At 48.8% G+C, this 21837-nt stretch carries 14 protein-coding genes and 2 tRNA genes; 13 read left to right on the forward strand and 3 right to left on the reverse strand.

Translation table 11 applies throughout. The features are described 5' to 3' along the window. Window positions 1–149 precede the first annotated feature (149 nt). Complete coding sequence (locus tag EPD17_RS09500; protein WP_132053723.1) at window positions 150–1148, reverse strand: SDR family oxidoreductase; 999 nt, start codon at window positions 1146–1148, stop codon at window positions 150–152. A gap of 793 nt (window positions 1149–1941) precedes the next feature. Between EPD17_RS09500 and EPD17_RS09505 the strand changes: the two genes are divergently transcribed. The 4 genes from EPD17_RS09505 to EPD17_RS09520 all read left to right on the forward strand — a co-directional run bounded on the left by EPD17_RS09505 (window position 1942) and on the right by EPD17_RS09520 (window position 3065). Then, a tRNA-Cys gene (locus EPD17_RS09505) sits at window positions 1942–2012 on the forward strand. 28 nt (window positions 2013–2040) lie between these two features. Then, window positions 2041–2355 (forward strand): carboxypeptidase-like regulatory domain-containing protein, encoded by a 315-nt coding sequence (locus tag EPD17_RS09510; RefSeq protein ID WP_132053725.1) that lies wholly within the window; start codon window positions 2041–2043, stop codon window positions 2353–2355. A 26-nt stretch (window positions 2356–2381) separates the two neighbouring features. Continuing rightward, window positions 2382–2455: transfer RNA gene (locus EPD17_RS09515), tRNA-Cys, on the forward strand. 157 nt (window positions 2456–2612) lie between these two features. Next, the gene (locus EPD17_RS09520; protein ID WP_132053727.1) at window positions 2613–3065 is read left to right on the forward strand and encodes a YqgE/AlgH family protein; all 453 of its coding nucleotides are present in this window, start codon (window positions 2613–2615) and stop codon (window positions 3063–3065) included. Between the two features lie 123 nt (window positions 3066–3188). Here the strand turns inward: EPD17_RS09520 and EPD17_RS09525 are convergent, their stop codons facing one another. Continuing rightward, window positions 3189–4406, reverse strand: a complete 1218-nt coding sequence (locus EPD17_RS09525) for an aminopeptidase (protein WP_132053729.1) — start codon at window positions 4404–4406, stop codon at window positions 3189–3191. A gap of 133 nt (window positions 4407–4539) precedes the next feature. Continuing rightward, entirely contained in the window at window positions 4540–7089 is a 2550-nt protein-coding gene (locus EPD17_RS09530) for a TonB-dependent receptor (RefSeq protein WP_132053731.1), read from the reverse strand. Between the two features lie 950 nt (window positions 7090–8039). On the opposite strand from EPD17_RS09530, the gene EPD17_RS09535 reads away from it, so the two are divergent. The 9 genes from EPD17_RS09535 to EPD17_RS09575 all read left to right on the forward strand — a co-directional run bounded on the left by EPD17_RS09535 (window position 8040) and on the right by EPD17_RS09575 (window position 21793). Continuing rightward, window positions 8040–11069: a SusC/RagA family TonB-linked outer membrane protein gene (locus EPD17_RS09535; RefSeq protein ID WP_204743395.1), complete on the forward strand. Its 3030-nt coding sequence runs from the start codon at window positions 8040–8042 to the stop codon at window positions 11067–11069. Between the two features lie 42 nt (window positions 11070–11111). Then, window positions 11112–12455, forward strand: coding sequence for a RagB/SusD family nutrient uptake outer membrane protein (locus EPD17_RS09540; RefSeq protein ID WP_132053735.1), 1344 nt, complete (start codon window positions 11112–11114; stop codon window positions 12453–12455). Window positions 12456–12561: 106 nt separating this feature from the next. After that, entirely contained in the window at window positions 12562–13905 is a 1344-nt protein-coding gene (locus tag EPD17_RS09545) for a DoxX family protein (RefSeq protein WP_132053737.1), read from the forward strand. A gap of 36 nt (window positions 13906–13941) precedes the next feature. Beyond that, complete coding sequence (locus tag EPD17_RS09550) at window positions 13942–15564, forward strand: hypothetical protein (RefSeq protein ID WP_204743397.1); 1623 nt, start codon at window positions 13942–13944, stop codon at window positions 15562–15564. Between the two features lie 66 nt (window positions 15565–15630). Next, window positions 15631–17118, forward strand: coding sequence for a phytoene desaturase family protein (locus EPD17_RS09555; RefSeq protein WP_132053739.1), 1488 nt, complete (start codon window positions 15631–15633; stop codon window positions 17116–17118). Then, complete coding sequence (locus EPD17_RS09560) at window positions 17078–18385, forward strand: YeiH family protein (protein ID WP_132053741.1); 1308 nt, start codon at window positions 17078–17080, stop codon at window positions 18383–18385. The genes EPD17_RS09555 and EPD17_RS09560 overlap by 41 nt, the downstream gene beginning before the upstream one ends. A gap of 7 nt (window positions 18386–18392) precedes the next feature. Further along, on the forward strand, window positions 18393–18983 hold the full coding sequence (locus tag EPD17_RS09565) for a c-type cytochrome (protein WP_132053743.1): 591 nt from the start codon (window positions 18393–18395) through the stop codon (window positions 18981–18983). A gap of 9 nt (window positions 18984–18992) precedes the next feature. Next, window positions 18993–20249 carry a sulfite dehydrogenase gene (gene soxC / locus EPD17_RS09570; RefSeq protein ID WP_132053745.1) on the forward strand — a complete coding sequence of 419 codons (1257 nt, stop codon included), beginning with the start codon at window positions 18993–18995 and terminating at the stop codon, window positions 20247–20249. Window positions 20250–20533: 284 nt separating this feature from the next. After that, window positions 20534–21793, forward strand: coding sequence for a serine hydrolase domain-containing protein (locus tag EPD17_RS09575; protein WP_132053747.1), 1260 nt, complete (start codon window positions 20534–20536; stop codon window positions 21791–21793). Window positions 21794–21837 lie beyond the last annotated feature (44 nt).

Genomic DNA, 21837 nt, shown 5'->3' on the forward strand with positions numbered 1-21837 from the left:
GCAATGAATTTGCTAGAAAGGTGCATGAAAACATTACCCATTCTCTTTTAAACAAACGGCCTATTCATCAAATGAATAGGCCGTTTGTTTATCAATCATAATATAAATTGCGAAATGCTTTTTCTTTTCTCGGTATTTACAATCGGATACTAAGGCAATCCACCACCGCCCATAGCACCATACACCTGCCCTGTGGCATAGCTTGCATCACTTGCCGCCAGCTGCACATAGATAGAAGCAAGTTCCACCGGCTGACCGGGCCTGCCCATTGGTGTATCGCCGCCAAACTTTTGCAGCTTCTCTTGGGTGGCACCACCGCTCACTTGCAGCGGCGTCCAAATGGGCCCGGGTGCAACACCATTTACCCGTACGCCTTTTGGTGCCAGTTGCTTGGCCATCGAACGGACAAAGCTGGTATTGGCCGCTTTGGTTTGCGCATAATCAAACAGTTCTGCCGACGGGTCAGTAGCCTGTTCGGATGTAGTAACAATGATAGCAGAGCCGGGTTTTAAATGCGTCAGTGCTGCCTTGGTGATCCAAAACGGCGCATACACATTTGTTTTCATCGTGCGGTCAAATTGCTCAGAACTTATGTCAGCAATAGAAGGCTTTGTTTGTTGCAATGCCGCATTGTTTACCAGTATATCTAGGCCGCCTAATCCACGTACCGCTTCTTCCACCAGCCGCTTGCAAAATGCTTCATCGGTAATGTCGCCCGGAATAGCAATGCCTTTTCTGCCTTCGGCTTTGATGAGGGCAATTACCTCACGGGCATCGGGCTCTTCGGCGGGCAGGTAGTTGATGGCCACATCGGCACCTTCCCGTGCAAAGGCGATGGCAGCGGCGCGGCCCATGCCTGAGTCGCCGCCAGTGATCAGCGCTTTGCGGCCCTGCAGGCGTCCGGAGCCTTTGTAGCTTTGCTCACCATGATCGGGTCGGGGTTCCATTTTGCTGGCCAGTCCGGGCCATGGCTGCGACTGGCTTTTAAACGGCGGCTTTGGATACTTGGTTGTAGGGTCTTCTAGTCTGGCTGCTGTCGGCTGTGCATTGTTCGACTGTCCAAATGCTTTCGGAACCGCAATTGTTGCCAGGCTGGCGCCGATTCCACCCAGCACTTTTCGCCGGGTAATTTTGTATTGCTCGTCCATAATTGTTTTTTGATTTATGTGCATGTTTATGCTGCTACTAATAGTATATCTGCAGCGTTGCTGTGCGGGAATGGTCGAAATATCATACCAATAAGGCTGGCAAACCGGCGTGCATGTGTTGGTGCCAATAGCGGTGAATTTGTTTAAGATTTTCGCCGATTCTTTAGCATAGTCTATATTTTTTCGAGAACGATAGACAGTATTGTGTCTGATGAAAACTTCAGCACGTAAATGCTTGAATCATTTTAGTTGCGTTTTTGCACCAAAACACTTAGGAATGTAGAAGCACAGCATTGCCATATTTCAATCTATTCAAGAGGACTGCAATGCCAAATGTCTATGGTGTGATGTATTGTTGCACTTTGCACAAAAAGTGCGAAGCGTACATCAATTATTTTCCAAAAAAATTAGTGAATCTGTTGGCTAGAATTATATTCGGCTTATATTTGTCTACCAATTTGGTAGACTATTTGTTTCTCTGTTAATCGCCAACGGTAGAAATGTCACAACCCTCAAAGTTTTCGAAATGAACTTAGTCAAATCTTTTGCCCTGGCTTCAATGGCGATGTGCTACAAACAAACGGACGTGATGTACTACTGTTGTTGATTTGTTTTGATCCTGCAACGGTATCCATCAGTGAAATGCATGCCTAGATGGTCTTATAAGTTGTGTCGATATTCAAGCGAACTACATGATACAGTTGCGGTTGGTTTGAGGCAAGGGATCGTTGCAGTTGTAGCATTTGTTTCAAGCGCATAAAGCTCTCGATAAGCAAAATTTCAAAGTTTCTATAGCCATGTGGCCGAGTGGATAGGCTGGGGTCTGCAAAACCCGCGACGGTGGTTCGATTCCACCCATGGCGTCATCACAAACCGGTTAAAAAATTTAGTCATGCGTACAAAAATTTCGGTTCCGCTGATTTCAATTATGTTGATCATGCTTTTGTCTTATAAAAATATTGAACACAACCCACCCATCGAGGTGACTGGGATTGTGCTCGATGCGCATACGCGTAAGCCGCTGCCGCAGTTGCATGTGTATGCAAGTAAAGGAGAGGAGGAAGCATTTACCAATGACAAAGGTGCTTTTCAGTTCACGAGCTGGCAGGAATTGCCACTAACCATCACCGTGAGGGGCAATGACAAAAAAGACAAGCAGGTTCGGGTTGATTCTGCGCCGGTGCAGGTAACCATTTTGTTGCCCTGACGCGGCTGCGCTCTATTAAGTTTTTGTGCCGTGTGGCCGAGTGGCGAGGTTAAGGCCCGCAAAGCCTTATACAACGGTTCGAATCCGTTCATGGCACCCAATGGCAAGCAATCGTTAGTACGGCCTCCTGTGTCTACAGGGGGCTTTTTATGTAAAAGCAAGAAGGAAAGTGGCGGTTTTTTAGCCTACATTAAAATGAAGCATCCGTACCAATCCTGCCTTAACTTGCTGTTGCATCCTTTATATATTTTATAGCCATGCAAGCAGGAAATTTTATACAAAGTACCGGGGCGTTGAGGGGCACCTATTTTGAAAATGCAATCATCTTTCTCACTGAATGCAATGATGCCGGCGCCGTTGGCTTTATTGTTAACCGGCCATTTGGCCGTTCGCTGCATGAGTTGGAAGCGTATAAGCACAGCACCCCTTTTCCACTTTATGAAGGCGGTCCTGTTGGTGGCGAACAACTCTTTTTAATACATCGTCGCCCCGATTTAATTGAGGGCGGAGAACGGGTTGCAGCGGGTATTTATTTTGGTGGCAATATTGAGCAGGCAGTTGCTGCCATCAACAATGGAAGCCTGGGAAAGCAGGATCTAAAAATGCTGATCGGTTATTGCGGTTGGGATGCTGGCGAACTCGAAGCAGAAATTGCAGAAGGCAGCTGGAAAGAGGTGCGTGGAGGTTGGGAGGATATTGTTGATCACTAAACATTAATACACTTTATAAATAAAGCATCGGCTACAATTACAAACGGCGCACAAAAGCCAGATGAATGGGTTCTGTGCGCCGTTTGTAATTTGTCTATGATCGGCAAAAAAATACCCAGTTAACTAATCCAACGTAAACTGCCCATCTTGATAGATTACTTGCTTTCTGCCATCACGAAGTGTAGCAGTAACCGTGCGGTCGCTGGTACTGATGATATCAGTATGCACTTTCGGGCAACTGTTATAACCCATGTCAGCCCATTCTTCCTCGGTTACAGCAGCCATGTCGCCGGTAAATGTGTCCTTGTATGCATTGCCCAATGCAATATGGGTGTTGCCAAATGCGCCGCCCATGTTTTCATCAAACAGGGTAGTAGCCATAAATTTAGTGATGCGGGAATGGCGCCGGTCGGTTAGTGAAAACTCGCCAACCTTGTCGGCGTTTTCCTGTGCAATCATTTCTTTCAGCGCATCTTCATTTTCGGCAGCGGATGATTTTATAACAACGCCGTTTGCAAACTCCAGTGCCACGCCTGCAATGCGTTTGCCCGAATAATAAAGCGGTTGATTGAACCGGATAGTGCCGTTAGTGCCGCGCCAATCGGGTGATGTGAATATTTCAAACGAAGGAATATTTTTTCCGCCGCCACTAAGCCACTTGCGGTGCTGGCCAATTTGTACGTGCAGGTCTACATCTTCGCCTTTTATATGCACCGATTCAATAGCCAATGCATCCAATTTGTCTTTGATGGTTTCAATCTCGGCCTGTACCGTTTTCCAGCGGCTCACCGGGTCCGCTTCGCGCAGGTAACAGGCATCAATGATCTGCTCCCAGTATTCGTCCAGTGTTAAGCCAGCTTCATCGGCCATCGATTGCGTGCCGTACAAACAAAGTGTCCACGACAATTTGCCTGCTTGTTCTTTCAGTTCCCGCATTTTCATATAAGGCGCTCTGCCGCTGTTCATCAGGCTTACTTTAGCGGCCGGAACGTCTGCCAGGTAATGCACATCGGGCTCCGAAACAATGAACAGGATATGATCGGTAGCATCTACAATACCCTGCCAATAAGGGCGTGCAAAAAATGACAACTGCTCATCGCTGCCTTGTTGCAATAGCATCCGGGCAAGGCTTGTTTCTTTAGTGTTGTTGGGTAAATAGTTGGAAATAACATTGCCGCCGGCTGCATAAATTTCATTGCCAATTGCGAGGAATAAATCCCTGGTACATTCCTGTCCCACCAAAAAAACCGTATCGCCTTTTTGAATGCCGTTACCGTTGTTAACAGCATAGTGCACCATTACTTGTGCGTATTTTTCTAAAATGCTTTTATCGGGTTGCATGGTTTGTTTTTGCTTTAGTCAACAAATGTAGCGCCGAATATGGCGCAATGCATACAGCTTCGAACATCGCCGACTGAGAAGCAAAAAAAGCAAGACCAACAGGCCTTGCTTTTTTATACTGCGCTTTTTTTGTTTACAATGAATACCGAATGGTAGCACCAAATGTTCTCGGGTCGCCGAGTACGCCGGCATAATGGCCCGAATTGCCTGCTGCAGGCAGCAATTGTTCAAAGTAGTTTTTATCAAACAAATTGCGCGACCAAACAAAAAGGGAAAGCCCGTTTGCTGCGCGGAAACCGAGCCGTGCATTAACCAATGTGTATCCATCAATGTTCAGGTATTTGGATGGCGATGCACTGGATGAAAATTCAGAGCGGTAGTAGGTTTCAAATCCAAAGAAATATTTGCCTTTGCGGCCCAGTGCTTTTGCATCGTTCGAAGTGAGCTCGCCGCCCAACGATCCGGCCCATTTTGAAACGCCTGGCAATCGTCCACCCGATACATCTTTGAAGGCCGAAGGCGCACCGGTTTCTTCCAGCGGCACTGGCGCATTTTTAAACGAAACATATTTGCCATCGGTGTAAGCCAGTGCACCAAAAATGTTCACATGGTTGTTGGTGCGGTAGGTGGCATCAATTTCCACACCGCGAACCCGAACTTTTTCTGCATTGGCCAGGTATCCGCGGTTTACACCCACTTCGGCAGTTTGTACCTGCGTTTGGTAGTCTTTGATGTCGGTATTGTGCAACACAACATTGAACGTGGTGTTGTACGTTGGCTTTGTTTTAAAACCAACTTCGTAATGCGTTACATACTCCGGTTTGATGCGGGCCAGTTCGGTCAGCACTTTGCCATTGCTCGTGGGCAGGCCACCCAGGTTTACACCCACAGGCTTGTAGCTGGAAGAGTAAGTAACAAACGAATTGAAGCGGTCCGAAGCTTTGTACGACAGCGTCAGTTGTCCCGAAAGATTGCTTTCATCAACATTGGCGGTAAATGCCTGGTTGCTGTACACAATGTTCTTCAGCGCAATCAAATCCGGATCGGTTGTTTGCAGGCCGCCGTATGTTTCTCGGAGGTAGGCCACGTCTTTTTTGTCGTAGTTAAAACGAATGCCGGGCAACAGGTGCAGTCGTTGTGTAATGGCCCAGTCCAATTGGCCAAACACCGCGGCACCAAAGGATTTCAGCCGCGAAGTAGTTTTGATGCCATAGCCATCAAACAGGCCAGGTGTCTTCCATTTTTCGCTGGTAGAACTTTGCGAGAAACGCCACTGCGCAGCACCCGATTCTTCAATATGATAAGGGTCGGTTTTCAGGTCCTGGCCGATGGCAAACGCACCGATCACGCCACTCAGTTTTGTAGAAATATCACCGGCGTAGCGCAGCTCTTGTGTCCATTGCTTGTGTTTGGATGTGGCCTGCGACAGTGACAACACGGCAAGCCCGGTAAAGTCGCGGTCGTTGGATGGATCCCAGTTCCAATAGCGCCATGCCGTGGTGGAGGTAAGCGTTCCGCGGCCAATCTTAAAATCGGCATTCATGGAAACGCCACCCAAGTCGTTGCCCGAACGCCATGATGTATTGTGGTCGATCAAGCGGTCGAATGGATTTTGGCTGGGCAATTGGTAATTCAGGTCGGCAATGATCTGGTTAAACTGGCGGTAAGCAGGCCGCAGGGTAGGAGCCACGCCGGCCACCACTTGTGCATAACCGTTAGGCCGCTGGCGGGTAGCATCGGCAGCAAAAGTTATTTTCAATTTGGTAGTAGGTGTGTACAATAGCTGGCCGCGTACACCCAGGTTATTCAGGTCGTTCACCGGTTGTTGGGTAACCACATTTTCCAGCACGCCATCGCGTTGGGTGCCCGAAAACGAAATACGTGCCGCCAATTTTTTGCTCAAGGGACCGGTAATGGAAGCTTTGGCCTGGATGTAGCCATAGTTGCCATAGCTTACTTCAAACTTGGCGCCGGGTGTAAAGGATGGCCCTCTCGTGGTGATGTTGAATGCACCTGCAGTTGTGTTTTTACCAAACAAAGTTCCTTGTGGCCCGCGCAATACTTCGATCTGGTCGATGTCGATGAAATCCAGTGTGGTGGCGGCCGGGCGGGCATAATATACGCCATCAACATAGAAGCCAACACCGGGATCGATGCCATCATTGGTCAAACCAAAAGTTGAACCGAGGCCGCGGATGTTGAGGGTGGTATTGCGTGGGTTAGATGAATACAATTGCACCGTAGGCACCAGTTCTTTGATGCGGTTTACATTGAATGCGCCTGCATCATCGGCCAGTGCGCCGCTGATCACGGTAACGGGTATGGGCACATTCTGCGCGGTTTCAATACGCCGGCGTGAGGTTACCACCACTTCCGACATTTCGTTGCTGTGTGCCAGTCCAACAGCTATGGGCAAAGCTGGAAAACTGTCTACCAATAGTTCCTGCGGCAGAAAGCCAATGGAACTGATGCGCAGCTTGTAAGGCGGTTGCTTGGTTACGGCAATGCTGAATTGTCCTTTGGCATCGGCAAAGGAGTAAATGTTGGTGCCTGTTATGTTGATGGTGGCGCCTTCAACAGGTGCACCCACGCTGTCTTTGATCACGCCTTTTATGGTGCCTTGGGCAAAAGCGGCGCTGCTCCAGAAAAGAACGTGCAGCGTTAAAAAAAGATACTTCTTCATGCTCGGTTGGTTTGTTCGGCTTTAGGTTTTCGGCGCCGTATTGCAGGCTGGTTTGGAAAATTGAAATGAAATTTAATAGTCTACCTATTTGGTAGACAAATGTATTAGCGAAATTTTTTAATTGCCAAATATTTTTTGAACCCGGCTATTGAGTGGTTCTTTAGTTACGCATGTAAATGATTGTGGCGTAGCGGGTTAGTGGTTCAAAAAAATGTTTGGTTTACTTGCTGTGTTCTGTCTGAAATTGACTTGCAGCACTGCAGCATTTGTGTGGCCCAGCTATCATTCAATTCCCATCTGTTACTTACTGTGCAATCAAAAAAAGAAAAACAGTAGTGCAGTGATGTATAGTTCTGGACAAGACGAAACTGTTGTCAGCAAATAATGTGACAGGTAGATGTGCATAGCTTGAATGATCAGGCACTTCACCTAATCACTCGAAATTTTTTTTTAAAAAAAGACAAATATTTTTTGTCGGGAAAACCTTTGTTCTATATTTGTCTACCAAATCGGTGGACTAATGTTCGCCAGCTCAAATGATGTTAATCGCCAGCAGCATTTGACCTTAACCTTTAACAACTAAAGTTTACAGTAATGTACACAGCGAAGCATTCTGCCCGGTCTGTAATGGCGATCTCTTCCTATTCCAAAATGGTCATGCGCTGCGCCTGCTGCTGTTGCTAAGCAGGCATTTTCAACCAGTTTTTGTTTGTCTGCAATAGCCCTTGCTATTGCCCCATATCGCTTGTTGTTTGCTGAATAACAGGCCAGGAAATCTATGCGCTAAAAGTCGGCGATTGGCTTTTGCGTTGGCTCCTGGCTGTTGTTCAGCAAACCAACAGGTCGCTTATTGACTAAGAGCTAATGCTCTTATCGAAATATTTCTGTCGCATTTATATAAACCAGCCACAATGTTTCAATTTACCTTGCTACCAAAAAGGGCCAGGCTTGTGCAAACGATCTTGTGCACCGCTGCCTTTCTGTTAGCCCAGCATACACTACTAGCGCAATCCAATCAACACAATATAGCCATCAGGGGAAAGGTCGTAGACGCACAAACGGCGCAGCCACTGGCAGGTGCTACCGTGCACATTAAAGGCACTACCCATGAAGTGGTGACCAATAATAAAGGCGAGTTTAATTTCTTAACCGGTCAGCGGCTGCCCGTTACTTATAGCGTTAGCTATGTTGGCTTCGATGTGACCGATACCACGCAGGTTTCTGATGCCCCTTTTATTATACAATTAAAACCCGTATCCAGTCAATTGAGCGATGTGGTAGTGGTAGGCTACGGCACGCAGCAACGACGCAACCTAATAGGCTCCGTAACAAAAGTAAATCCTGCTGAAACCCGCAACATTCCTGCAGGCAGCTTTGATGCGCAGCTGCAGGGGAAAGTGCCAGGTGTGCAAATCTCTAGCAATACCGGCGTACCCGGAGAAGCTGTAAACGTCAGGGTGCGGGGTGCTACTTCTATCAATGCCGACAATGATCCATTGTATGTGGTAGATGGCGTTTTTGTCAATAACAATACTTTGCAAACTATTGGTACCGGCGGCAAAGCAACATCGCCCATCTCTGATATCAACCCTGCCGATATTGAAAGCATTGAAGTGCTGAAAGATGCGGAAGCCACGGCATTATACGGTTCAAGAGGCGCCAATGGCGTGATCCTGATTACTACAAAAAGGGGCAGTTTTAACCAACGGCCCACTATTAATTTCAACGCATCGCATGGATGGGCAAAAGCAGCCAAGCTGTGGGATCTGACCACCGGCCCCGAGCATGCAACACTGGTAAATGAATGGTGGGTAAATACCGGCACCGATAACCCCGCTTTAAACAGAACCTTTGCCAACAGGCCTTTTAGGCCGGTATCGGAAGGAGGCCGCGGCCTGCCCGAAGAGCAGCAAACCTACGACCGCCTAGGCCAGGTTTTTCGCACTGCACAACTGCACAACTATGATATTTCTTTAACCGGCGGTACTAAAACAACGCGCTACTATATCGGTGGTGGTTTTAATAAGCAGGAAGCCATTTTACGGCCCATCGATTTTAACCGGGCCAGCTTTAAGGTGAACCTCGATCAGAAAATAAACGATAAAGTGCAGGTTGGTGTAAGCAATACCTTTACCCGCACTTTCCGCAACCAGGCAAGGGCTGGCGACGGACCGGCAGGCGGTTTGCTGCAGGCCGCATTGCATACGCCAACCTACCTGTCACCCTTAAACGAAGATGGCATACAGGTTGGGCGTGCTGGTTTCGATAACGTAGACCTGCTGCTGCAACACTACGATGTGTCGTCGGTAAGCCTGCGTTACATTGGCAACCTGTACCTCGATGCCGAAATTTTGCCCAACCTGAAATTCCGTTCCTCCTTTGGCGCCGATTACAATAATTACAACGAATCGGAGTACTGGAACACCTTTCTCATTGCGGGCAGTCCTAACGGATTGGCTACATCTTCTATCGGTCAGTTCACTTCATTGCTCAACGAGCAAACGCTTACCTATCGTAAACGTTGTGGCAAACACAATTTGGGTGTATTGGTGGGCAACACGCTGCAAAGCGATGTGTATACCCGTACGGCTTCCGAGGGCAGGGGCTTTGCCAACAATTCATTTAAACTGATTTCTTCGGCCGCAATAACAACGGGCACACAAACCTGGACCAAGAGTACGCTGGCGTCGTTTTTCTCGAAAGTCGACTACAGTTTTGCCGGAAAGTATCTGGTTGATTTCAGTGTGCGGGCCGATGCTTCTTCCAGATTTGGTAAGGATCACAAATGGGGCTATTTCCCCGCGGTTGGCATAGCATGGAAAGCAGACCAGGAGCAATTTCTGAAAGGCATTGAACCCATTTCAACGCTTAAGCTGCGGGCCAGCTATGGTACTACCGGCAACCAGAATGGCATTGGCGATTTTGCTGCACGGGGCCTGTGGTCGGGCGGTACGCCTTACCAGGGAAGTGCCGGCACGGCGCCGCAACAATTGTCGAACAAAGACCTGCGCTGGGAAAAAACAACCCAGGCCAATGTTGGTGTTGACCTCGGCTTGTTCCGCGACCGGTTGAATGTTGAATTTAACGTATACCACAAATATACCCGCGACGGGTTGCTCCTTGTTTCTCAGCCGGCAACCTCTGGTTTTAACAGCTACTGGAGCAATGCCGCCGAGATCAGCAACCGCGGCTTTGAACTGGTCATCAATACAACGAACATCTGTAACCGAAATTTTACATGGAACACTTCTTTCAATATTGCACAAAACAAAAACCGGATTGAAAAACTTGACGCACCGTTGAAGTATGGCAGCCGCGATCTGATTTTGCAACAACAGGGCTCACCGCTTTATTCGTTCTGGGTGTACCGCCAATTGTATGTTGATCCGCAAACCGGAAATGCAGTATATGACGATGTAAATGGGGATGGCAAGATCACTACCGGCGATCGACAAATCTACGGCAGCATTTGGCCCAAGTTCTTTGGCGGGCTTACCAACAACTTCAACTACCGCGGCTTTGATGCAGGCGTATTTCTTTCCTTTCAGTACGGCAATAAAATTTACAACCACAACCGCTTTTTTGGTGAAGGGGGCGGTGCCCGTGATGCAGCCCGTGTAATACTGGCCAGTAACCTAGATCAGTGGCAGAAGCCGGGAGATATTACCAATGTGCCGCGTACCGATGGTATCAACGTGAACAACTATCGCGATGGCGGCAGCCGTTGGCTCGAAGATGGCTCATTCCTGCGCCTACGTTCGCTGTCGGTTGGTTACACACTTCTAAAAGAGGTTACGCAAAAAGCCGGATTGCAAACCGTACGCTTCTATGCAGTGGGTACCAACCTGTTTACAATTACAAAATACACGGGGCTCGATCCGGAATCAAGCGCAGGCAGCGGGCAAAACGAACAAGGCATCGACCTGGGCACACCGCCGCAGCCAAGAGGTATTCAAATTGGCGTAAACCTGACGCTGTAAATACTGCAGCAAATTGTTCAATCAAAACATTACCGATTTACCATGAACACAATAAAGTACTTGGGATTTTTACTGACGCTGGTAGCGCTTACATCCTGCGAAAAGTACCTGGATGTGGAGCCCCGTGCTTCCATATCCGATGATCAGCCCATATTCGATAAAGCCTCTGCCGAAACAGCCCTGCGCGGCGTGTACAGCGCTCTTGCTGATGGCGGATATTATGGAACCAGCTTTCAATCGATTGGCTACCTCTCTGGCGATAACATACAATGGACCGGCTCGCAATCGCAGGTGCAGGAGTTTATCAACCACAAGGTAAATGCAGATAACTCCACCATCAATGCGGCATGGATTGCCATTTACCGCACCATCAACCGCGCCAATAATGTTATTAAACGTGTTGGCGCATTGGAAGAAGGCAAACTATCCACAGCATTGCAAAATGGGATTGTTGGTGAAGCCTATTTTATAAGGGCACTGGCTTACTTCGATCTGGCCCGAACCTGGGGTGGCGTACCGCTTATTACCGAGCCTAGTCTGAGCCAGAAAGATAATATTGAAGTATCACGGTCATCCCTAACCGAAACGTATAATCAGGTGATCAGTGATTTGGATAAAGCAGAGGCGCTTTTGTCCCCTACCACCGATCGCCACAGAGCCACACAGAAAACTGTTTGGGCCTTAAAAGCACGCTATTACTTGTATCGGAAGGCGTGGGTTAAGGCAGAGGAGTATGCTACCAAAGTAATTGACGATACCAATTACAAATTGTTGAAGCCCTACTCCGCTTTTTTCGCCAATGATGCAAGGGGTACGCAGGAGGCGGTTTTTGAAATTTTTTACAGCACCACCGAATCCAACGGTCATCGCGGCCAGTGGCAGCCGCAGGAGCGGGGCGGCACCCGGCAATGGGCTCCCAGCGATGCTTTTGTGGCATTGGTAAATGATCCGTTGATTGGCGGCAACCGGAGTTCACTCGTTGCAAAAGACAACCAGAATCGCTGGTACGGTAACCTGTATTATCGCAACCCGGCTACTGATCCCAGCTATGTTATCCGCATTGCGGAGCTGTACCTCATTCGTGCAGAGGCAAGGGCGCAGCAGGGTGGTGCTAAGATCAGCGATGCACTGAGCGACTTGAATGCAGTGCGTGACCGGGCAGGGCTGGCAAATGCAACTGCTGCTACACATGACGAGGTTTTGCTAGCTATCGAAGCCGAACGCCGTATTGAATTTGCGTTTGAGCCACACCGCTGGTTCGACCTGGTACGTACCGGCCGTGCCGCTGCAGTGTTGAATGTAACCGATCCAAACAGGTTGGTATTACCACTACCGGCGGAGCAACTCCTAATCGATAAAGCATTGGTGCAAAACGAAGGATACTGATAAGTCAATTGGTAAAACCCAAAACTCAGTTGCACGCTTTGGGTTTTACCAATTGACTTAACCCGCTTACTACAAAATTTATTTGATTGCTTATAAACATACAGGCATGAATCAGAGCACACCCGTTGGTCTTACGCCTTGGAAAGAATACGAGAAAATCCTGTTTCGATTCTTTTTTATTTATTTTCTGATCCAGGTGTTGCCGCTCGACTTGAGTTATCTGGCAAACCTGTTTTCATTTGGCTGGTTGGGACTGCACTACGGCGATATATTTCACCTGACACGTTATTCGCCTAAACTGTTCACTGCAGATGATAGCTTTTACAACTGGGCCATAGCTGCACTGGTTGCATTAATTGGCGTAGCCGTGTGGACGGTGGCCGACCAACGCAGCAAGGAGTATCATAAACTTTATTTCTGGCTGCGGGTAGCGGTGCGCTATCGCCTGGCTATTGGCATTATTGGTTATGGTATGATCAAGCTGTTTCCGTTGCAGGCGCCCTTCCCTTCCATCAGCAATTTGAATACGCACTACGGCGATCTGTCGGCCTGGAAAATATTTTCGATGAGCCTGGGAATTGTGCCGGGATATCAATCTTTTCTTGGTCTGGTGGAGATTGCGGCAGGCCTGCTTTTACTGTACAGCAAAACGGCAACCATCGGTGCATTCATCATTGCCATATTTACCGGAAATGTGTTTATGTCGAACCTGGCTTACGAAGGCGGCGAACATGTATACAGTTTATACCTCATCAGCCTTGCACTTTTTTTACTGGCCTATGATGCCATTGGATTGTACCGACTGTTCGGCGAAGAAAAAGCGGTTGTGCCTAAACGTTTTAAACCAACATTTATGGCGGCGTGGCAGCAAACCGGCAGGTATGCCGCAAAGGCTTTGTTCGTCCTATTTTTTGTAGGGGTGTATGGGTTTGCTACTTATCGTGGCGCCAGGGAAGATCGTTACCAATTTCCAAAAACACCAGGCCTGGCGGGTGCCGCAGGCATCTACGATGTGGCTGAATTTCGCATCAACAACCAGGTGCTACCTTACTCCGCAACCGATCCGGTGCGTTGGAAAGATGTTGTTTTTGAAGAATGGGCAACCATCAGCATCCGCTCAAACCGGCCGGTAGCATTGGAACATGCAATGGTGGAGCACGTTGCAAAAAAAGATGAAGAACGCATTTATGAACTGGCAGGATCTGCAGGCAGACATTATTACCAATACTCGGTAGATGCAGCACAAAACAAACTGTTGCTGCAAAATAAGAATAGCAACAATGCCGGCGAAAAGCTGGTGTTTCAATTTACCCGTAGATCAAAAGACCAGATTGTATTGAACGGTGTAAACGAACGCAACGATTCGCTGCATGTGGTGCTGAACCGCATTCCCAAAAAGTACCTGCTGATTGAAGCTGAAAAAGGCCGTAACAAACCCATTAAGCTGTAAGCCTGTAATAACCTGTGCACTCAAAAACATTAGTTTATGCCAACTGCAATTGCAACACAAACCGTACTGGATAAACCGGTTCTTTCCACAGATAGCCTGCTTACACAGCAACCGCGCCAACAGCAATCCACAGGCGACTGGAAGGGTTGGCAAAAAGTATTGCTGCGCATTGCCTTCGTGTTTTTTGTGGCCATGTCGCTGCCTAATAGCACCACCTGGTACAGCAATCTTTTTTCCATAGACTGGACCAGCCTGCACTACCGTGATATTTATGATATTGCCCGCTTTAATTCCGGGTTTACCTTTTTGGGAAATACCATTTTCGGCAACAACCTTTTGGGTTATGCCATCTGGATAAATACCTTGTTTATTTCTGTGATCCTTGGCTTAGTTTGGTCGGCGCTGAATCGCAACCGTCGTTCTTACAACGATCTTTATTACTGGCTGCGGGTAATTGTGCGGTATCGTGCCGGCATTGGCATCATTGGTTTTGGCTTTACCAAACTGCTTCCGGTGCAAATGCCCTACCCATCGGAAGGTTTGCTCAATACAGACTTTGGCGACCTTACTGCACAAAAAATATACTGGCTTTCCATTGGTATAGTACCCTGGTACCAGGTGTTTGCAGGTATTGTGGAAGTGGCTGCCGGCGTAATGCTGTTTTTTCGCAAAACAACACTATTGGGCGCTGTGTTACTCTTCGGTGCTTTAGGTGATATCGTATATGTAAACTTCGCCTACGATGGTGGCGTGCATGTATACAGTTCTTACTTTGTGCTGCTGGCGGGTTTTCTGATGATTCAGGATATCCCGGTGTTGTATAACTATTTTATCAAGGAGCGGCTGGCTGTGCCTAAAAGCTATTATCCCCGTTTTGGAAAGTGGTTAAAGCTAACCCGCATTGGCCTGAAATCTTTAACCATATTTATCTTTCTGGTAGTGCTGTTTTATGTGCAGTATTTAAATTTTTTATACGACCCGTACAAGCAGCCCGCTGCAAAGGGTGTTACCGAGCTGCGTGGTTTTTACAACGTAACGGAGTTTCGTTTAAACGGTAACGTTATACCCTACTCGCCGTTCGATACGGTGCGTTGGCAGGAGGCCTATTTCGAAAAATGGTCAACCCTTTCCTTCAGGGTTGCTAAGCCGGTGCAACTTGATCTTTCAAACGGTGGCGGTTCGCCCATGCGCGACATCAACCGTACGTTTGAGCTGACCGGTACCGGAGGCGGTTTAAGGGCATTTTATTATGAAGCAGATACGGTTGCCAATGTGCTGTATTTGCAGGATAAAAATACCGCGGCCATCCGGAGGCGTCGTCAGGGTGCAGGCAGTGGCAGTCAAAGAAATGAACCTGAAAATAAGCCGGAAACAAAATCTTCCTGGATACCAGCCGCATCGCTGGCGGTGATTGGCGATGAAGATTTGAAGATCGATGAACGGGCACGCTCTGCCCGGCGTACCAGGGGCATTGCGGCAGAATCGAATGAAACATTTAGAAGGGCTCGTATGGTGCTGAATTATACAGCTACTGATGGCGGTGCAAGGGTAGTGCTGAATGGCATTAACGAAACCGGCGACTCTATTTATGTAGTGCTGGATCGTGCACCAAAAAAGTACACCCTTTCCGAAAGCACGTTGGTAGCCGGTAAATATTAAACCCGGAAAGCTACCCTGCAGTTACATGATTTTTTTACCGATAACTTTAGTGAAGCAAAATAATTGATGTCTTTACCCAAAACAGAGTACGATGCAGTAGTAGTGGGATCGGGGCCTAACGGGTTAGCCGCAGCCATTACGCTGCAGCAGGCCGGGCTTTCCGTGTTATTGATCGAAGGCAAGAAGGAGATTGGCGGCGGACTTTCCACCCAAGAACTGACTCTGCCCGGTTTTTTGCACGATACCTGCTCGGCCATTCACCCGCTTGCTGCCGGCTCGCCGTTTTTTAAAACCCTTCCGCTGGCAGCGCATGGCCTGCAATTTACCTACCCCCAGGTTGCGGCTGCACACCCGTTTGATGATGGCACAGCGGCAATACTCCATGGAAGCGTGGAAGACACGGCCCAATTGTTAGGTGCCGATGCCGACGCCTATCGCAGGCTGATGAATGAAGTAACAACCGACTGGCCGCTGATCGACCGCGATGTATTGGCGCCCCTGCATTTTCCCCAACACCCCATTGCAATGGCACGGTTTGGGTTAAAAGCCATCACATCTGCATTGCAGCTTTCCAAACGTTTTAAAACAAGGGAAGCAAGGGGGTTGTGGGCCGGCATGGCGGCACATTCCATACAGCCCCTTTCCAATTTAACCACATCGGCCATTGGCCTGGTGTTGATGGGTGTAGGCCACTTGCAGGGCTGGCCGGTTCCGTTGGGCGGCTCGCATGCCATTGCCGGGGCGCTGGCTTCTTATTTTGTATCGCTTGGCGGGAAAATAGAAACCGGGCATTTTGTAAAAAGCCTGCAAGCCTTGCCCAGTGCACATGCCATTTTATTCGACGTTACACCCCGCCAGTTGTTGCAGATTGCAGGTCATCGTTTTTCTTCCATTTACCAATGGCAATTGAACCGGTACCGCTACGGTATGGGCGTATTTAAAATAGATTGGGCGCTGGATGATGCCATTCCTTTTACCGCTGAAGGCTGCCGCAATGCAGGCACGGTACATTTGGGTAATACCATTGAAGAAATTGCCGCAGGCGAACAATTGGCTGCAAGGGGCGGCCATCCCAATAAGCCATTTGTGCTGCTTGCGCAGCAAAGTTTGTTCGATGCATCCAGGGCGCCAAAAGGCAAACATACAGCATGGGCTTATTGCCATGTGCCCAATGGCTCCACCAAAGACATGACCGAAGCCATTGAGCGGCAGGTGGAGCGTTTTGCACCAGGTTTTCGTGATCGCATCATTGGCCGCCATACCATGAACACGGTGCAAATGGAAGCACATAACCCCAACTACATTGGCGGCGATATCAACGGCGGCATCATCGATGCGGGCCAGTTGTTTACCCGCCCCGCGCTGCGTTATTCGCCGTACCGTACTTCTGCAAAAGGTATTTATATCTGCTCTTCCTCAACGCCGCCGGGTGGCGGGGTGCACGGCATGTGCGGCCACCATGCCGCAAAGCAGGCTTTAAAGGATATTTTCAACATACAATTACACCCTTCGCATGCAAACCACAGAACAATTAGTGCAGCCAACGCCGGCTGAACAAGCTCCGTTTACCGCTTCCAAAAAGCCAGCCCTGCACGAAGACTGGGTGGTAGTGGTACTCGGGTTTTTAATCATTGGCGTTACCCTATTTGGCTTTATACTTCCGGTGCCCAAATTTGGGTGGAGCAATTCAGAAGAGTTATTTTCAAAAGTCCTGACCGCTGCTAACCTGGGCATCATCGGGTTGCAGTTTTTGTATGTTTTTGCTGTAGCCCTCTTCGGTTCGCTTTTATTGGGTAAGCCGGTGATGCGATCCGTGATCGTGTTTCCGGTAGTGTACCTGCTTACCATTGTTGCGCTTATTATTGCGGGCAGCGCTACCATGAAAAGCCTCAACCTCGAGGCCGTAATTTTTAGTTTGACCATTGGCTTGCTGATCAGCAATTTTTTCCGGTTGCCCGAGTGGTTTCGGTCCACGCTTTCAACAGAGTTGTTTGTAAAAATTGGCCTGGTGCTGTTGGGTACCAGCGTTATATTTTCCGACATTCTTAAAGCCGGTTCTTTAGGGTTGATACAGGCACTGGCTGTGGTGCTTTCGGTTTGGTATTTTGCTTTTTGGTTGTGTAAAAAAATGAAGGTGGACGATGAGTTGCGGATGATGATTGCCAGTGCGGTTTCCATTTGCGGGGTGTCGGCTGCCATTGCCACATCGGGTGCCATCAAAGGCGATTCGAAGAAGCTTTCTTACGTTATTTCAATGGTGCTGATCACGGCCATCCCCATGATGATCTTCATGCCTTATATCGCCAACTACTTCAACTTTCCGGAGGAGGTAACCGGCGCATGGCTGGGCGGCAGCATCGATACCACTGGCGCTGTTGTGGCATCCGGAACGCTGGTTGGTGAGACGGCTTTAAAGATCAGTACCATCGTAAAGTTTTCGCAGAACGTGTTGCTGGGGTTGGCGGCATTTGCTATTTCCATTTACTGGACGTACACCAAGCATGCTGCTGCAAAGGATGAAGCCAACAAGCCAACCTTGAAGGTGATCTGGGAACGTTTTCCCAAGTTTGTACTGGGCTTTATTGCCGCATCGCTCTTGTTTTCATTTGCGGTATCGCCAGAAACTTCTGCTGCCGTTAAAGACAGTTTGAAAAACCTGCAGGGGCTTTGGTTTGCGCTGGCATTTACCAGCATTGGCCTTGAAACCAACTTTGCCGACCTGTTTAATCAGAACAGCAAAAAACCGCTGTATGCATTTTTGATTGCGCAGGGTTTCAACATCATTGTTACCCTCATTATTGCCTTTTTGCTGTTTGGATAAATAAGCCATGTATTTACCGAAAAATTTTTCGCAGCAGCTTGCAACAGGCCGCCTGCTACCGCTATGCCTTTTATTTACGCTCCTTTTTAGTTGTGCTCCAAACCAGCGCAACAACGAAGTAGTGCAAATGGTGCAGCCCAGCCGATTTGGTTTTGGCCGGCCCGCAACTGCCGCTCAAATTGCCGCCATCGATATTGATGTACGCCCCGATGGGCAGGGGCTGCCGCCCGGCTCGGGTACGGTGCCCGAAGGCCGCGCCATTTATGCAGCAAAATGTGCCAGTTGCCACGGCGCTACCGGTGTAGAAGGCCCGTACAACCGGCTAGTGAGCAGCGATACATCAAAAGCAAAAGCCATTGGCAATTACTGGCCCTATGCTACCACGCTGTTCGATTATATCAGGCGGGCCATGCCCTTTAATGCACCGGGCTCGCTGAGCAATGAAGAAGTGTATCACCTTACCTCATACCTATTGCATGCAAATGGTTTGGTGGCAGCCGACATAGAAATGAATGCAGCTAACCTGCCCAAAGTGGTAATGCCTGCCAAAGACCTGTTTGTTCCCGACGACCGTACCGGCGGTGCCGAAATCCGTTAAGCACTTTTTATGGAAAAAAAATCGCAGTTAAATAACCAGCCCGCTGGTAATAATATAAGCCGCCGCATGCTGCTGGGGGGCATGGCGGCAACGGCCGCAACGGTATTGCTGAAGCAATCGTCGGGGCAGGTGGTGCAAACGGCTTTGTCAAAAGATAGTTTGCTGCTGCACGATCCCACCAAAGTGCTTGGGCCGATGCCCAGCCGGCTGGGTAGCCGGTCGCCGTATGAGCAACCGTTGCGCAAACCATCTGATACCTCCTCGCGAACGCCCCTGCAGGATCTGTACGGAACCATCACGCCATCCGACCTGCATTTTGAACGCCACCACGGCGGCATTCCGGCCATCGATCCGCACCGCTACGAACTGCTGATTCACGGCATGGTGGAACGCCCCATGGTGTTTACCCTGGCCGATTTGAAAAGGTTTCCCTCGCTTTCCCGCATTTTTTTCCTGGAGTGCTCGGGCAATTTTCGCAGTGGTAAAGAAAAAATGACGCCGCAGGATATTTGCGGCCTTACCAGCCAAAGTGAGTGGACCGGTGTATTGTTGTCTACCCTGTTTCGCGAAGTGGGCATCCATCCAAAAGCCACCTGGTTTTTAGCCGAAGGCTCCGATGCGGCCGTGATGACGCGGAGCATACCGGTAAATAAGGCACTGGAAGAAGGCATGATTGCATTTGCACAAAACGGCGAAGCGCTGCGTCCGGCGCAGGGCTACCCGGCACGCCTGCTGCTGCCCGGCTGGGAAGGCAATACCAGTGTAAAATGGATCCGCCGCATTGAAGTATCCGACCAGCCTTTTATGACCCGCGAGGAAACGGCAAAGTACACCGAGCAAGTGGGCGATAAAGTGCGGCAATTTAGTTTTGTGATGGATGCCCGTTCGGTAATTACGTTTCCAACCTACCCGGCAGTGGTGCAAAAAGGCTGGATCGAGATCAGGGGTATTGCCTGGAGCGGCCGCGGAAAAATTACAAAGGTGGAGATCAGCACCGATGAGGGTAGAAGCTGGCAGCCTGCGCAACTTGGCGGGCCGGTTTTAGATAAAGCGCATACTGCTTTCCGTTATTTATGGCAATGGGATGGAAAGGCAACCGAAATAATGAGCCGCGCTGTTGATGAAACCGGGTATACGCAGCCAACGCTGGCACAACTCAAAAAAGCCCGGGGAAACAAGATGGGTGGCTATCATATAAATTCCATCATTGCGTGGCAAGTTAAAAGCGATGGGAGCGTGCTATTGGTGCCGGAAAACATCCGGTAGTTATCCAAGTAGGTCGATGTTTTAAAATATCAATTGTTCTCTTTGTCTTGATAAATCAATCAAGCCTCTCACTACATTTTTCAACAACATAGTTTTTTACAGCGGTTCGTTTTAGTCAGTCAATTTATTTATCCCAATTTCATACGACTTAGCCCAAAGTGCAGTTTCAGCGGTCCATCTTGCTAATTTTTGTACATTCAATGGCGTGATAAATGTCTGCTGTAAAGAAAACTTCTGCAGCCATATGCTTTACTTCCTTCGATTGCAAAAATTACAAAACCATAATGAAACCGATAGTTGCATTGTTACTCCCCTTGTTGATCGCTGTGTTTGCCCAACCGGCAATTGCACAAAGCCAGCAAAAAACCGTCATTGATGCTACGGCAAAATCCCGCATCGATGCGGCGCTGAAATCATTTGTCGACTCGGGCCAGATTGCCGGTGTGTCTGCCCTGGTGTATGAAAAAGGCAAGGAGGCTTATTTCAATGCATTTGGCTATGCCGATGCTGCAACAAAGCGGCCGATGGACCGCAACACCATCACCCGCATTTATTCCATGACCAAGCCCATAACCGGCGTGGCCTTGATGCAACTGTATGAGAAAGGCTTGTTCCAATTGGACGATCCACTTTCAAAGTATGCACCCGAGTTCGCCAACATGCAGGTGTACAAAGGCACCGATGCTTCCGGCAACATGATACTTGAGCCTGCGAAAAGGCCCATCACCATCCGCGATATTACCCGTCACACGGCCGGTTTTGCACCCGGCATCGACCACCCGGTGCTTAACCCATTGGTGGCAAAGGCGGATGTATTTAATCCCAATAATACGCTGACCGAAATGGCCAAACGGCTGGCCAGCCTGCCGCTATTATTTCATCCCGGTGACCAGTGGGGTTATGGCGCTTCAGTAGATGTGCAGGCTTACCTGGTGGAGAAGCTTTCCAGAAAACCATTTGATCAATACCTGGCTGCAAATATTTTTAAGCCGCTGGGCATGAACAACACCGGATATGTGCTGGCGCCAGCCGACCGCAACCGCTTTGCAACTTTGTATCAACGGGATGCCACCGGAAACGCATCGGCTATTTCGATGGGCGATAACGAGTTTAATATTAAAGACCGTGCGCTGAAGCCCGGTGGGTTTGGGCTTATATCCACAGTGGATGATTATATGAAGTTTGCCCGCATGTTGCTCAACAAAGGCAAGTTCAATAACGCCACCATTTTGAAACCGCAAACGGTGCAACTAATGGCTACTTCCCATTTGTCAGATACCGTTTCGCAACGCATGTGGCTGCCATCGAAAGGGCAGGTGGGTTTTGGGATCGATTTTGCGGTGCGTACCCGGCCGCCTGCTTCTGCTGCGGAAAACAACGGTGTAGTAGGTGAGTTTTTCTGGGATGGCGCCGCAAGTACTTTGTTTTGGGTTGACCCGGTAAATGAGTTGACCGCCGTATTGTTTGTGCAGGTGATGCCGTTTTATGGCGGCCTGCACAAAGCCTTTCGCGATGCGGTGTACGGGCCGTATCAACAGCAGTAGAAACTAGTTCACAAGTTCACGGGTTCACAAGTTTGAGAGTTTTG

It is taken from the genome of Pseudocnuella soli (genome assembly GCF_004347775.1).
Taxonomy (GTDB): Bacteria; Bacteroidota; Bacteroidia; order Chitinophagales; family Chitinophagaceae; genus Flavisolibacter; species Flavisolibacter aquaticus.